Below are 14,134 nucleotides of genomic sequence, written 5' to 3' on the forward strand. Positions count from 1 at the left end.
AAAATTTTACCATTATTGGAGTTTCGCGATCGCCCCTTTAGCCACCAAAACCTCACCAGTCAGCAAATCCCGCACCGTAGCCAACAAAACCCGCCTCTCATCCACCTCAAAACTCACCGAAACCCTATCGATTCCCAACACCCCAGGCGGATTCAAATGTGCCACACAAACCTGCTGGTGGTGGCTTTCCAGAGAGCGAAAATCCGTCTGTTTGTTGAGCAAACTGCTCGTCATTTGCCCTTTTTCATTAAAAATAACCTCCGCTTGCGACACCTCCGCAACTTCCCCAATATCTAACCGAATTTCCCTTTGTCCTTCAATTGCAACTTGCAGCGTCAACTCTTCGGAACTTTGACAAGGATACTTGATTTCCTTGCTAAAAATCGGCGAATAAGCATAAGCTTTAGCATAAGGTTCCCAGAGGCGAATTGCATAGCTGTGCCGCAAATAATCGTCAACACTGACTAATTGTGTCAAGGCTAAAGCACCGTGCGCCACAGCTTCAAAAGGCTTGTCAGTTTTAACTTTTTGCCGCCCGAAATAGGAAACCACTAAATTAGACACAGCCGGAATCAGAGAAGTTCCTCCTACCAGCAAAACCTGTTCAATATCAGCTTTACCGATACCTTTTCCGAGTGCAATACTCAGCACTTCATCTAAAGCTTCCCGCAACTGTTCCAACAACTGCCGGGATTCCAGAATTTCCTCAAGCTTATCTCGGTTTAGCAGCAAATCGTAAGACATAAAATTTTCATCATCAAACCAACTTTCCTTCGCCTCATTAACGTGAGAAACTTGAATTTTTAACTTTTCCGCTATTTCTAATAAATTTTGCCAGCCCACCCCACCAACTTCTGCCCGCGACGAACCAATTTGCCGCAAATAATCTTCGACAATCCAGATGTCAATATCTTCGCCACCGACATAAGCATCGGATTTTGCCAACACTTCGGCACGCATTAAATTTGGGCTTTGAGATTGGCTATTTTTGACTGAGGAAGGAGGCGCAGTGCGCACCAAACTTAAATCTAAAGTCCCGCCGCCAAAATCAACTACTAAAACTAAGGAACCCGGGCGTTTTACGGCATATCCCAGGGCGGCGGCTGTGGATTCATCTATTAGCTGGACTTCCTCAACTCCGAGAGATTCTGCTAAGTCGCGAAACCAATCTAGATATCGCTCAAATGCTCCGACTGGTGCTGTAAAAATTACTTTGTCTGGTTGTATGTTTTGCTGATATAATTGCTTCCAAATAGTTTCAATAAACTGTTCCGCTACTGATTCGGGCGTATAGGTTTCCCCGTCGAGATTGCGGGCTGGCGGCTGAAAGTCGGCTGCTAAATCGCGTTTAAAAGCTTTGAAAAAACGCTCGGGCTGGGATTGTCCTAAACGCTGCGATCGCACTTTTTCTCCCAATACCAACTCCCCCGCATTTTTCACAAATACCAAAGTCGGCACTACAGGTATTTCTCGCACCTCTCCGCTCAAATTATTCGTTTTAAAAATGCGGGACATCTCGCCCAATCTCAAAGTTTCTGGTGTTTGCGTATCTGGATTGAGAATGCAAACAACCGTGTTGCTGGTGCCAAAGTCAATTGCAACTGTAGTCATGTCAATTTTAGATGTTAAATTTAATTTGTCATTCCCGCTGGAAGGGTGCGACTAACTTTAGCAGGAGCAAGAATTTGCTCTCCATCTCGATAGCCGACAAACCGAATATAAACTAACTCTCCTTCTGTTATATCCTCAACATCCGGCTGGTGCAACTGCGGATTGTAAGTCACTTGTTCCCAAGCTGAACCGATTGTTTCAAAATCCCAACTTGACAAGAGATTTTCTAAGGGAGTAAAAAGAGCAGAGAGATTTTTGGCGGGCATATCCGGCTTGGCTTGTGCCATTTTGCGGGCGGCGGGATAGTTGGTTAACAAAGTTTGCAACTGTTCAAAGGTGGCGCGGCGAAAATCGGCAGTGAGTTGAGTTTTTTGCTGCTGCAATTCTTCTCGCAGCCGGAAACACTGCTGCTTCAATTCTTCGATTTCGGTGGGATTACTTGTGATTGTCGCCGATGTGGGCAGCGCGCTTAAAGTGCGATCGAATTCTTGGAAATTCAAATTTAGCACAGTTGCCAGCCGCCGCAGTTGGTCTACCGTGAGTTTTCCCACGTCTCCCTGCCGCACTAGGCGCACTCCGAAGCGACTCAAGCCGGCTTTGTCACCTAAGTCTTGCCAATCAACGATATCTAGTTGATTCATGCGTTCCCGGAGAATTGTATCGTACTTAAAGTCGATCGCATCTCCGGCCTCCGATGCAGCATAAGCGTAGACTAAAATTAGAAAAATGCCCCCGACAGCTAGCGCGATGCTGAAGGCAGGCACTGTTACATCAACCGTGGCATCGAGGAGATAAAACATGGTTAATTTTTCTAAACTTGTTTTAAAGTCTGCGTTTGTTCAACGGTCAAATTTTCTTCCCCTTGATAGTATTCTGGCAGCAAGTCTTGAGATTCTACTTGACCGAGGGCTTTTTCAACTCCGGCGGTAGTTTCGGTGCAACTCGAACCGGTGGCGTTGAGGACGGTTTCGGTAATTTTGCCGTCTTTGCCGATGCGGTATTCTATTTGGCGGTACTCTGCCATAGTTCCTCTTGCTTTAATGTTTTACGGTTAAGTTTTCACTGTTGAGTTATATTATATATTCTGTTTACCGATTATTCAAATGAATTTTTGTAGCGACAATGCAACTGGGGTTTCGCCGGAGATTATGGCAGCGATTGCTGCCGCTAATTGCGGTGCTGCGAACTCTTACGGAGATGATGAATATACGCAGCGTTTGCAAGTTAAATTCTCGGATTTGTTCGAGACATCGGTGACGGTTTTTCCTGTAGCAACTGGTTCTGCTGCTAATGCTCTAGCCCTGGCAGTTATGACTCCTCCTTACGGCGCTGTTTACTGTCACGCCGAATCTCATATTAATCTGGATGAATGCGGCGCACCGGAGTTTTTTACCGGCGGTGCAAAGTTGGTGACAGTAACAGGAAATCATGCTAAAATAAAGGCAGAGACTTTAGGTGAAATAGTCGATCGCGCTGGTGCAGGAGTCGTCCACCACGTACAGCCCGCCGCCGTCAGCATCACACAAGCAACCGAAGCCGGCACACTCTACCATCCAGCCGAAATTTCCCACATTTCGGAGGTTGTGCGCAGCCACAATTTGCACCTGCACATGGACGGAGCTCGCTTTGCCAATGCTGTTGCGAGTTTGGGCTGTCATCCTGCGGATATTACTTGGCGCGCAGGTGTCGATATCCTCTCATTTGGAGCCACAAAAAACGGCGCAATGGCTGCGGAAGCTGTGGTTTTTTTTAATCGAGAATTAGCAAAGACTTTCCCCTTTTACCGCAAGCGCAGCGGGCATCTGTTCTCGAAAATGCGGTTTTTGTCGGCGCAGTTGGAAGCATATATAACGGATGATTTGTGGCTGAAAAATGCGGCTCATGCAAATAATATGGCGGCCAAATTAGCCGCAGGTTTGGCTGGAGTTGAGAAAGTCAAGTTTTGCCATCCCGTCGAAGCTAACGAGATTTTTATGCAGATTCCAGAATCGGTAATTGCAGCGGTTTTAGCTGAGGGATTTCTATTTTATCGCTGGGACAAATGTACTGTCAGACTGGTAACGGCTTTTAATACTAAAGAAGAAGATGTTAATGCTTTCGTGGAAGCTGTTAAACGCTATTCTGTATAAATTTTCGATTGTAAGGGCGGGTTTATTGAATCTTTTCGTGATGATAAATATTTTTGTTAATCCGCCCTTACAGATTTTTATAATTCGGTAGGGGCGGGTTCGCCAACATCTTTAATACCCACAAAAAATTTAGGTAAACCCGCCCCCACACAACCAATAACCCACATCAAGGTTAATTGGTATAAAATACGAAAAATGTAGATTTAAATTTATCGTTGGGTGGGGGCGGGTTTTTGAGATTGTTGGTGGGAGTTGGAGATGTTAGTGAACCCGCCCCTACAGTTTAATGGATTCAGGAATAGGTTCTGCAACTGCGGCTAATTCCGGTTCCTCTGCTTCGAGGTGTGCTTCCAAAAGCGCCAGATTTCTCATGTTTGACTTATAAAAAGCATCGAAGATATCTCCGATTAAAGGCACTGAGCCAACGACTGCTTCTAAACCGATATTGTAAATCATTTTACCTATCGTTTTTGGCGGAATGTTGAATTGAGTTGCTAAGTAAATTAGGTAGGCAGAAAACGCGGTATCTACTATATCCCCAGCACCGGGAACTAAACCGATAATGGGATCTAAACCTATGCGAAATTTAGTGCCGGGGATGCCAATGGCGGTATCCATCAGGCGACTGAGTTTGCGGATGCGGTTGAGGGTGGCAAGACGCTCTATATTGTTCATGTTATTATTATTGGACTAGCTACAAAAAGCGACATCAGTCGGAAGATAGAAAAAGCATCGCCCTGACAGGTTCGTAGTGAGGACTTTAGTCCTCTTCAAACGAGAGAGGACTAAAGTCCTCACTACAAACTTGATAACGGTTATTTTACCAGAAATTATATAATCTGCGATCGCGAATTGGGAAGTAGGTAGACATGAATAAGCTTAACTATAGTTAATATGCTTAATTCCCCATTCGTGCATAGTATCCATAATCGGTTTGAGACTTTCGCCCAAAGGTGTTAGCGAATATTCAACTTTCGGTGGCACTTGTAGGTAAATTTCTCGGTGCACAATCCCGTCTGACTCCATCTCCCGCAATTGCTGCGTCAGCATTTTCTGAGTAATGCCGTTCACAGCTCGTTGCAGCTCGTTAAAACGCTTGACTCCTTGAAATAGCTCCCGCAGAATTAAGACTTTCCAGCGCCCGCCAATCACCTCTAAAGTTCTCTCTACCGGGCAATTTGCTCTCTCAATACTTCCTTCTTTAACTTGCATAGTATCTTTTTGGTAACTACCGCACTTTGAAGTGCGTACTTCCCATCATAACTTGACTTGGTTTAAAGTAGAGATATCTCAGAAACACCCGATAAATTTCACTGAGGATGCAGAAAATGATTACCGTCAGAAAAAGTGCAGCAAGAGGACACGCCGAGCGCGGTTGGCTGGACAGTTACCACACATTTTCGTTTGCGGATTATTACGATCGCGATTATATGAATTTTCGATCTTTGCGGGTAATCAACGAGGATGTCATTAGCCCGGGCAAAGGTTTCGGCACTCACGGGCATAGCGACATGGAAATCATTACCTATGTACTGGAAGGAGCATTAGAACACAAAGACAGTTTGGGAACCGGTGCAGCAATCAAACCCGGTGAAGTGCAGCGGATGAGTGCAGGTACTGGCATCCAGCACAGCGAGTTCAATCACTCGCAAACTGAGCCTGTTCATTTGCTACAAATCTGGCTGTTACCAGATACAAATGGCTTAAATCCGAGTTACGAACAGCGGGATTTTCCTGTAGCAGAAAGGCGGGGAAAACTGCGCTTAGTCGCGGCGCGAGATGCCAGAGATGGTGCGGTGAAAGTGCATCAAGATGTCGATTTGTATGCGGCAGTTTTGGATAAAAAGTCGCGGATTTCTCATGCTTTGCAGCCAAATCGTCATGCTTGGGTGCAAGTTGCTCGCGGTGCTGTTTTGCTCAATGGTTTGACTTTAGAAAAAGGTGACGGTGCGGCGGTTAGCGGCGAGGCTGAGTTGGCGATTGAAGCGGCGGAAGATGCGGAATTTTTGCTGTTCGATTTAGCATGAAATTGTCGTAGAAACTCTTGGAAGTAGGATGCGTCAGTTGGGAGTTGACAGGGGTGTTTAAAAGCAGATAAAATGACGCACCTTACTGCTAGGGGTGCGTCAGTTCTTAAACTCTCAATTAGGCAGCAAAAACTCTCTTCTGACGCACCCTACATACTGACCAGCAGTTTGACGAGCCGACATCGCAATTTTCTAAAGAATAGTTAAGATTTCTGCTCTGTAGCTCTGCCTTGGTTAAGCTATATTTACTGGTTTTCACTCATCAGCTTCGCAGGCAAAGGATAATCAGTAATATTCTAGTTAACTATAGTCTGGAGACAAGTAATCATGGCAGAAATTGAAGTTCTTGTAGAGAGTTTGTGGGAACTTGATGAGGATCAGCTAGAAGCACAGATTGGATCTCGCGCTCAAGCTATTGAGGATGATGCGGCTGGACGTGGGACAATAGGGATAGACCCAGCTTCCCTGGATTCTATTGATGTAGATGTTGCAAGCAAAGGAGCGATCGATCTAAAGCTCCTAGAAGGTGGCCGGCGGCTGTTCGATCGCGTAAACCCCTTAGTTTACGAGCTGATGTGCAAACCCCTCGGAAACGATGCAAACACTCAGAAAATCCTCGATGAAGCGATCGGCCAGAATTACACGAAAGCTGCGGGTATGTTAGCTCCTGCCCTGATCTCTGGACTGGGACTTGCTCCTGCGATTGCTACTCTCCTGGCCACGTTGATTGTCAAAAAGATTGCTAATTATACGGCTACTGGAATTTGTGAAACTTGGCAGCAAAACCTGCCCAAACTCGCAAGCTGAGCCACAGAAATTGTCGGGGAGGGCGATCGCACGGGCTGTTAGAATATTCCAGCAGTCGATCGTGCGATCTTCCCTTAGCTATCCCCTCATCTTTCACTTATAGTGCATCTACCAAAATCAATAGGTCGTTTCCTGACACAGTTTGCGATCGTCTTTACTCACATTAGGATTAGTCTTGAGATAATCCCCTGACCAGCTACAGGCCAACTTCATTAAGTGATTAAGATCGAAATCCCAAAGGGTCAGCGTTTTATCATCACCAGTCGTAGCTAATAATTTTCCATCGGGACTAAAGCGAACAATATAATCAAGAGAATTATTGATTTTATCGTTGCGTCCTCTGAGAGTGGCAATCTCATTACCAGTATCGATATTCCAAAGCTTAACAGTACGGTCTTTACTGGCTGAAGCGAGCAATCGCATTTTAGGATCGGGATGGAAATTCAAGCTGATCGCATAGTCAGTGTGTCCTCTTAAAGTCCTTAAATGAGAGCCATTTCTTGACCAAACTTTTATCGTGTCATCATGACTTGCCGAAGCAAGAATATCTCCGGTAGGGCTAAAGCTAACTTCTTTAACCCAGTCACCATGTCCGATGAGGGTTTTAAGTAATGAGATATGATTGTTCTCAATTTTTCCGAGAACTACTGTACCATTAGATGAAAGATCGGGAGCCCAAGTTCCGATTGCAATCAACTGACTATCGGGACTGAAGTCAAGCTTGGAAACAGCACCATTGTTGGTGTTAAAAATTTGAAGAACTTGTTTCCCATCACCAGTCAATAGTTCGACTTTTCCGTCATCTCTTCCTATACCTATAAGTTGACCATTAGGACTAAACTTAATACTACTCAAAAACTTTAAATTAGCATTAAGCGTGTCTTTAGAGGTATCTAAAATTGTTAAGGAATTTTCCTCCATATTCCAAGATTTCACTATTCCAGATATTTGATCGGCAGAGATGAGGATTTTTCCATTAGGACTAAAATTCAGTTCGCTGGAATCACTGGCTCCTAGATAGAGGGGAAGATTTGGCTTAAGTAAATCAACAACTTCAATCGTACCTAACGGTGTACTGTAGGCAATTAGTTGATTATTCGCGCCAATGTTAGGGCTGAAGCTTACTGCCGCACTACTTGCATTATGAATTCGTGGAAGGCTCTCTTGATTATCACTCCAAAGCTTCAAAGTACCATCGTCTCCTGCCGAGGCAAGTGTTTGCCCATCAGGACTAAAAGTGACATCCCACACGCGGAAACTCTCTGCTTTCAGTGTTTGCAAGAGCGTACCATCAATTTTCCAAATTCTGACAGTATGATCGGTACTTGCTGAAGCAATTTTATCGCCAGAATGGAAGCTGACACTTCTCACGCTTTTGAGATGGCTAGTAGAACTGTTAGGTGCTCTGAAGGTTCGCAAAAATCTTCCGTCTCTCCTCCAAATTTTAATATTTTTATCCTCGCCTACTGAAGCAAGAAGTTTTCCATCCCGACTAAAGCTAACATCTAAAACAATAGAACCATGTTGCAAGCTGGCGATGGGATTTCCTTGGGAAGTCCACAGTTTCACCATGCCATCATCGCCTGCTGAAGCCAGTAATAATCCATCAGGACTGAATTCGACACTTTGCACGTAGGGAAGATGGGCTTTTTCAATTGTTTTGATTAAAATCCCCTCTGAAGTCCACAGTTTTATGCTGCCATCAGCACCTCCTGATGCAATGATTTTTCCATGAGGACTGAAGCTAACACTGGGGACAGTTCCATTGTGTTTTCCCAAAATTTTCAATAAGCTGCCATCACGTTTCCAGAGTTTCACGGTAGAGTCGTCGCCACTGGAGACAAAAGTTTGACCGTCTGGACTGAAACTGACACTTCTGGCGGCTTTGTCATGAGCCTGAATACTTAAATGCAGAGTTCCATCGGATTGCCAAAGCTTAATAGTCCCATCTTTGTAAGCTGTTGCTATGAGATTATCTTTGCTAAATGTCACTGCTCTTGCTTGAGAAGTGACTTGTCCAACAGGATTCTCAAGACGATTTCGCAGTCTAAAATTAGCCCGATCGCGTTTGAGATTGTAAGTAACAGACTGTAGAGCCGTTATGGCTTGTATGCGAGCATCTGAATCAATTTTTTCCTCGTGCTCTCTTACGAGTCGTCCGGCTCGAAGGGCATCTATCGTAGCTTCGGGCTGTTGCTCGGGATTGAGATAGCTTTTTGCCAATAAGCTCAAAGTTGTAATGTCAGCATTAATTGTCCTTTTTTCAGCCGTATTTGCGTTGTTGACAGCCAAAATAGTCACTATCAACAGAGAGATAAATACACCGAATGTAATAGCGAAAGCATTTCGGCGCTTGGTGTATTTTCGTTCAAAACTATCTGTGACAAATTTTGTTTCTGCGGAATTTAGCCATAATTGATTGGATTGCGATTTCCAGAATTTATCTCCACGCATCCCTTTCAAAAAAATCCACCAAGTATCTTTGTAAGCAGAACCACACAACAATTTCATGGCTAGTGGTAAATGGGGATTTTCATCCCAAAGCAGTCCGCGATCGCTTCCTTTTTGACTGCTGCTCGCCCACTGTTGGGCTATGGGATTCAGACTTAGTTGAAGTAAAATATTTGGTAGATATTGTTGTTTCCATTCCAGAATTTTCTGCCATTCTCCCACTAAAGCATCATGGGCAGGCTCTACATAAATCTTTCCTTCGCTATCGACACCATTAGTTAATAATCGTGCGTCGGAAAAGCGTTTGATAACATAATCGATTTTGTCATTTTCGGGTTGTGGATACTTCAGTTCAGACTCGGTAACTCGTCTGCGTGCCACTTCACCTGCGACAGCTACCATTCGCAACATGACATGACTAATGATTGACTTGTATGCTCCATCCTCTTTGACAAGTTCCTCATATTTTTGATCGGCTCGTTTAGCGATCGATCGCGTCACCCCACCCAATTCCTGATAGTCTGCCTGACGGATCGCCCGATCGCTGGAGTCTTCACTCCACCGATCGGCGAGTTTGACGTACAATTCACTCAACGTAAACGAGAGCAACGGCAACGTTCCCGGCATCTGCCCCGCTTCCTCAATTAACCGATCCACCAACTCCGGTGGCTCAAAATACAACGCTTGCATCGCGGCGGGCTGTTCGATCGCCTGTCGCAACTCATCCAACTTCATTGGCAGCACGGGGAATCGGGCATTTTTCCAGTCAGCCGAAAGTGGCGAGGGAAAAAAACGCGGTTCAAAGTTCGATCGCAGCGTCAACACAATATGCAACTGCTGAGGACATTCCCGAATTACCCTTTCGAGCATCTGCAAAAACAGCCGCCAAGGTGGAGGTTCAGCAGTAGGTTTATCAGGTGTTTTGACAGGAGAATTGCTCTGGTGCCGGTCGCGACAACGATTTTCTATTTTACTCTCCTGGCTCATCGTAATCAACTCTTCAAACTGGTCGATTATCAATAGCAACTTGAGCTGAGGATGACTTGAACTCCATTTATGAACAATATTAGCAAGGTGTTGCTCATCATTTTGGAGTAGACCTATCAGAGATTTTGTTTGCTCACGAATTGCCAGACCAAGTTTTGATAAATGCTCTTGTTCTTGGGAATTGCGACATAATTTTTGGAGTTCCTTGAATTTCTTGTTAACCAGCAAAATTTTAGATTCGGGCGCTGCACTGTTCCAAGAATTCGCTAGTTTGACAAGCTCTGTATCCGTCTTTGTCTCGGTTGATTTCTTGCTATCATCTGGGCTGCTTTCATCCTTGGGTTTGAACACCTCATATAGAAAACTTACCTCAGAGAGTCGCTCGATCAGTTCGGGCTGTGCGATCGGCAGAATAGCTTGTGCCAAAGCTGTAAATGGATGCCGCTCGGGACGCATGGGAGCGAGGATGTACCATTGCTGTACGTAGTATATTGGTAGGAATTTTAGAGGAAATTGAGGCAAGGCAGCAAGAATGGCTGCTGTTAAAATGCAAGCTTTAATCAGATTTAATGCAAAAACCTCTGGGTTTGATTCCTGCCTCAAATCAGGAATCAAACCTGCTTTAACTAAACTAGATTTACCGCAACCAGAAGCTCCCAAAACCACCGTGAGAGAGCGATCGGATTGAGAGAGGCGATCCGATAGCTCTTCCACCAACACCTTTCTACCGAAGAAGAAGCGTGAATGCCTTTCTTCAAAAGGTTTCAGCCCGCGATAGGGATTGTTTTCTTCATTGAGGGGCGGTGCAGGTTTCAGATCGGTATTGCGATCAAATCCCGGTTTTGTGAAGACAAACTCTCCTCTGTCATAATCTAGCTTCATGGGATAGATTCCAGGTTTTTGACGATCGCCAGACAACTCGCTGACCCGCTGCTCTAGATACAGATACAGCTCGTGAGCAATAATTACGCCATCCGGCATCACGTCGGCTTTTTTTTCGCCCAATCCTTCCAATAGTGCCAGCGCAAACGGAGAATGCGCTTCCTGCTTCTTATCTGCAACTTCACCGCGCTTATCGTTAGACAACTTAGCCACATCTAACGCTTCTTGATCGTGCGCTGCCGAGGTGATTACCTGCCATGCTGGGTAGCGAATGAAGCGATCGTAATGTTCCCGCCGCATAGTTTCCAGAATCGGAATCATTTTGCGGCTGCCGGCCCAGCGAAACGTTCCAGCAAAGCAGCAGTCCAGAATGACTAACAGATGATGACACTCCAGTTTGCTCAGTGCCTCATACACCTCAGACATAGGTAGAAAAGAGCCTGGGTTCTTCCAGTCTGCATTTTGCGGGACTAGATATCCTTGTGGGCCGTCGTCACTGTTGCAGGGGATGCCGTGACCCGCAAAATAGAAAATCAGGCGATCGTATTTCCCTGGCTTGAGTTGATTGGGAATGGTATCAGTAAGTAGGGTTCGGAGATTATCTAACGTGACTGGTGGATAAGCTTGTAGTAAATCTTTGAAGATTGGATCGTTAGGGCAAGGAGAAAACAAGCGGATGATATTTTCTTCTTTGTAGTCGTAATCTGTCTGGAGCAAATCGGCGATCGCCCTAGCATCGCTGACTGGTGTACTCAGGTTATGGATGCCATCGATATTGTAGAAATCGATCCCGATGACGACTGCCAGATTGCGATCGAAGTTTGTTTGATCGTCGTCCCACCTTGTTATTTTCATCTGCTCAACTCCTGTACGAAAGTTTTAGGTTTTGTAATTAGCTAAATGAACAACCTGGTTTCGCTGAGGATGCTGTCAAAATCTAAAAAGTAGTTTGCTATAATTAGTAACTTTCAACTCTCAGATATTTGACAGCCCCATTCCGCAACTATTCTTTGGTAATAGTAAACGTCACCTGCTTGGTTAGCCACTCAGCATTCGGATCGGATTTAACGCGCATTCGACGAGTTTCGGGCGGATTCTCAACATCAGCACCAATAGTACCTAAGAGCTTGTTGAGAGGATTAATACCTAAACCCCTTGTTTGGGCTTGCCTCTCAAGCTCTTCGTCAAGAGCTCCTCTTTTGCCGAAATTTTCATCAAGGGCAGGCAAGGTTAGCCATTGAAAGTTAGCGATTCCGCGAGTTGCAAACAGCTTCAGAGTTTCTTTAGCTTGTTTGTAGTCCTCACCTTCTGGCACTTCAGGCTCCATAGGGAGGTATATTTCATCTTTGCTGTCTAGGGGAAAGAAAATATTTTCGGTACCTTTGATAGGCATTTGAGAAATAGCCCAAGTTGCATCAAGATCCAGAACGGCAATATTTAAATCTTGAGAAAGGGTATTTTTAATCCGCAAAAATACCTGTTGACCCTGTGTTAGTCTGATGTTACTGGGCTCAGCAAATGGTTGCTTGTTCTCGTCTAGCAATTCTAGTTCGAGATTGTCTGCAAGTTCCGAAGACGGATGATCTAGGGATTGAACAGCCTGATATTTTGCCAAGTGAACTAAGCGCTTGACTGCTGCGACAGCCGCCTCGGGAGCATCAATTTGGAGTGGGTTTCCTAAATTTTTCAAGGGAGTTTCACTAGAAATTTCGTACTCGCCATCTCTGCCAATTGCAACTTGATAGTGAGACTTTTCCTTGTCGCTTGCTTTCACTTCAACCACCCAACCATTCCCAGCCAGAGCTTGCCGAACTTTCTCTAAAGCTTCCTGTTGTTTGTCAACCAACTCGGCTGGTAATTGATACTCCTTATCGCCGGCTTCTTTGTTATCTAACAACAGGACTAAACGCACGAGATCGACGGGTGCAGATACCATGACAGCAGGAGCGCCCGGTTCGATTTTGCTTTCTTGTGCAACCTCAATGCCTCCGTCTTTCGGTTCGACAACTTTAGCAACCGATTTAGAAGCTTGAACCTCTACAATTTCCACAATCGCCAGTTGCTGTTGTTTGTTGGAAAAATCTGTGGCAATTAGTGGGTAGATCGCAAATTGCGTACCCTTACTGAGCCCGTGAGCTAATCCTGCATTCAAGGTGACTTGCTTTTGATTGGCATCTACACTGCTAACTGTCACGCTGTAGTAATGCGGTAAGGTTTCGTTCCCAAATACTGCGCGAGTGCCGTCACCTATTAACATGGGTAACTGTTGGGGAAACTTGCTCTGAATTTGAGCGCAAACGCGATCGTACAGCTTTCTGAAACTCAGTCCTTTAGAACTGGTCGCCAGAGTCTGAATTAGCCAGTAAGTCAGCGCTCCATGTCGCTCCTTACCGTCAAACGCATACTCGTAGGCATACTCATTAGGGCGGCAGGCTGCCAAGAGAAGGTAATTCTTGGCTGGAGGAATCCATGCAATCTCACCATCTCCTCCTTCAGTTAGAGCCTTCCAATTTGCGATCAACTCTTCGTCTTCAGCAACCAAACTTTTCTTTTCTGGTGGTTTTGTATCAGTTCCTCCTCCGCTGCGGATAGCAGCATCACCTCTGGTTTCTCCTCCAGAGTGGCAGCTATCCATAATCAGCGTGACAATCAATTCTTTGTCTGTCATCCGCTTCAACAGCGTCACTAATTCCACATCCAGTAAATAGCGACCTCCATCGCCAATATCCATTGGCACAATACCTTCATCATATTGGTCAGCCCCTTTTACTTCTGGATAGATGGTTGTCGCCTGTCCTCCGTGGCCGGAGTAGTAAACGTATACCTGATCTCCTGATTTCGCTATTTCTGTGATGGCCTTAAACTTTGCCACAATGTTTTCATAAGTTGGTAGCACATCTTTAGTTTCGATGGTTTCAGCGACTTCAGGATTCGGAGAAGTCAGCTTGAAAATTCGTTCGGATGGAAACTTCAGTGTATCTAAGAGGTAGCTTGCTACAAGATTAATGTCGCGCACGCATCCTTTAAGATTTTTGTACAACCGATTAGAATTATACTCATCAATGCCAATTAATAAGGCGTAAATATTCGGTGTTTGCTCAGATTGGTTAGCCATGATATTGCTTCATTACTCCAGCGTATGTGTTAATAACCAGAGTTGTTGCATGAGCAGAGTTCTGAAGCCACAAGTTTCTTCAGAAAGCTCTGCTAATTTAGCAACACATCTTTTAGTTCAAGGTT

At 45.0% G+C, this 14,134-nt stretch carries 10 protein-coding genes; 3 read left to right on the forward strand and 7 right to left on the reverse strand.

Annotation, left to right across the window (positions count from 1 at the left end):
• Nucleotides 1–12: 12 nt before the first annotated feature.
• From QUB68_RS11725 to QUB68_RS11735, 3 genes are read right to left on the reverse strand one after another with little or no spacing between them, the layout of a single operon-like run.
• Nucleotides 13–1,611 (reverse strand): Hsp70 family protein, encoded by a 1,599-nt coding sequence (locus QUB68_RS11725; RefSeq protein WP_332992437.1) that lies wholly within the window; start codon nt 1,609–1,611, stop codon nt 13–15.
• A gap of 20 nt (nt 1,612–1,631) precedes the next feature.
• Nucleotides 1,632–2,411, reverse strand: coding sequence for a nucleotide exchange factor GrpE (locus tag QUB68_RS11730; RefSeq protein ID WP_332992439.1), 780 nt, complete (start codon nt 2,409–2,411; stop codon nt 1,632–1,634).
• An 11-nt stretch (nt 2,412–2,422) separates the two neighbouring features.
• A complete protein-coding gene (locus tag QUB68_RS11735; RefSeq protein WP_332992441.1) occupies nt 2,423–2,635 on the reverse strand; it encodes a DUF2997 domain-containing protein in 213 nt (70 codons plus the stop codon).
• 79 nt (nt 2,636–2,714) lie between these two features.
• Here QUB68_RS11735 and QUB68_RS11740 point away from each other — a divergent pair, with 79 nt between their 5' ends.
• Nucleotides 2,715–3,740, forward strand: a complete 1,026-nt coding sequence (locus QUB68_RS11740) for a threonine aldolase family protein (RefSeq protein WP_332992443.1) — start codon at nt 2,715–2,717, stop codon at nt 3,738–3,740.
• 276 nt (nt 3,741–4,016) lie between these two features.
• Here QUB68_RS11740 and QUB68_RS11745 read toward each other — a convergent pair whose 3' ends face one another.
• Both QUB68_RS11745 and QUB68_RS11750 read right to left on the reverse strand, forming a co-directional pair.
• Nucleotides 4,017–4,415, reverse strand: coding sequence for a DUF4112 domain-containing protein (locus QUB68_RS11745; RefSeq protein ID WP_332992445.1), 399 nt, complete (start codon nt 4,413–4,415; stop codon nt 4,017–4,019).
• Nucleotides 4,416–4,619: 204 nt separating this feature from the next.
• Nucleotides 4,620–4,952 carry a winged helix-turn-helix transcriptional regulator gene (locus QUB68_RS11750; RefSeq protein ID WP_332992447.1) on the reverse strand — a complete coding sequence of 111 codons (333 nt, stop codon included), beginning with the start codon at nt 4,950–4,952 and terminating at the stop codon, nt 4,620–4,622.
• Nucleotides 4,953–5,068: 116 nt separating this feature from the next.
• On the opposite strand from QUB68_RS11750, the gene QUB68_RS11755 reads away from it, so the two are divergent.
• Both QUB68_RS11755 and QUB68_RS11760 read left to right on the forward strand, forming a co-directional pair.
• Nucleotides 5,069–5,767 (forward strand): pirin family protein, encoded by a 699-nt coding sequence (locus QUB68_RS11755; RefSeq protein WP_332992449.1) that lies wholly within the window; start codon nt 5,069–5,071, stop codon nt 5,765–5,767.
• A gap of 327 nt (nt 5,768–6,094) precedes the next feature.
• Nucleotides 6,095–6,574: a hypothetical protein gene (locus tag QUB68_RS11760; RefSeq protein ID WP_332992451.1), complete on the forward strand. Its 480-nt coding sequence runs from the start codon at nt 6,095–6,097 to the stop codon at nt 6,572–6,574.
• Nucleotides 6,575–6,691: 117 nt separating this feature from the next.
• On the opposite strand, the gene QUB68_RS11765 is transcribed toward QUB68_RS11760, so the two are convergent.
• Entirely contained in the window at nt 6,692–11,749 is a 5,058-nt protein-coding gene (locus QUB68_RS11765; RefSeq protein ID WP_332992453.1) for an nSTAND1 domain-containing NTPase, read from the reverse strand.
• Between the two features lie 148 nt (nt 11,750–11,897).
• Nucleotides 11,898–14,009: a caspase family protein gene (locus tag QUB68_RS11770; RefSeq protein WP_332992455.1), complete on the reverse strand. Its 2,112-nt coding sequence runs from the start codon at nt 14,007–14,009 to the stop codon at nt 11,898–11,900.
• Nucleotides 14,010–14,134: the final 125 nt, after the last annotated feature.

Source organism: Microcoleus sp. A006_D1 (assembly GCF_036702805.1).
In the GTDB taxonomy this organism is placed as follows: Bacteria; Cyanobacteriota; Cyanobacteriia; order Cyanobacteriales; family Microcoleaceae; genus Microcoleus.

What these genes read in the sequence shown, in the direction of transcription:
- QUB68_RS11725 (WP_332992437.1), bottom strand. Translation starts at nt 1,611, where the DNA reads ATGACTACAGTTGCAATTGACTTTGGCACCAGCAACACGGTTGTTTGC.
- QUB68_RS11730 (WP_332992439.1), bottom strand. Translation starts at nt 2,411, where the DNA reads ATGTTTTATCTCCTCGATGCCACGGTTGATGTAACAGTGCCTGCCTTC.
- QUB68_RS11735 (WP_332992441.1), bottom strand. Translation starts at nt 2,635, where the DNA reads ATGGCAGAGTACCGCCAAATAGAATACCGCATCGGCAAAGACGGCAAA.
- QUB68_RS11740 (WP_332992443.1), top strand. Translation starts at nt 2,715, where the DNA reads ATGAATTTTTGTAGCGACAATGCAACTGGGGTTTCGCCGGAGATTATG.
- QUB68_RS11745 (WP_332992445.1), bottom strand. Translation starts at nt 4,415, where the DNA reads ATGAACAATATAGAGCGTCTTGCCACCCTCAACCGCATCCGCAAACTC.
- QUB68_RS11750 (WP_332992447.1), bottom strand. Translation starts at nt 4,952, where the DNA reads ATGCAAGTTAAAGAAGGAAGTATTGAGAGAGCAAATTGCCCGGTAGAG.
- QUB68_RS11755 (WP_332992449.1), top strand. Translation starts at nt 5,069, where the DNA reads ATGATTACCGTCAGAAAAAGTGCAGCAAGAGGACACGCCGAGCGCGGT.
- QUB68_RS11760 (WP_332992451.1), top strand. Translation starts at nt 6,095, where the DNA reads ATGGCAGAAATTGAAGTTCTTGTAGAGAGTTTGTGGGAACTTGATGAG.
- QUB68_RS11765 (WP_332992453.1), bottom strand. Translation starts at nt 11,749, where the DNA reads ATGAAAATAACAAGGTGGGACGACGATCAAACAAACTTCGATCGCAAT.
- QUB68_RS11770 (WP_332992455.1), bottom strand. Translation starts at nt 14,009, where the DNA reads ATGGCTAACCAATCTGAGCAAACACCGAATATTTACGCCTTATTAATT.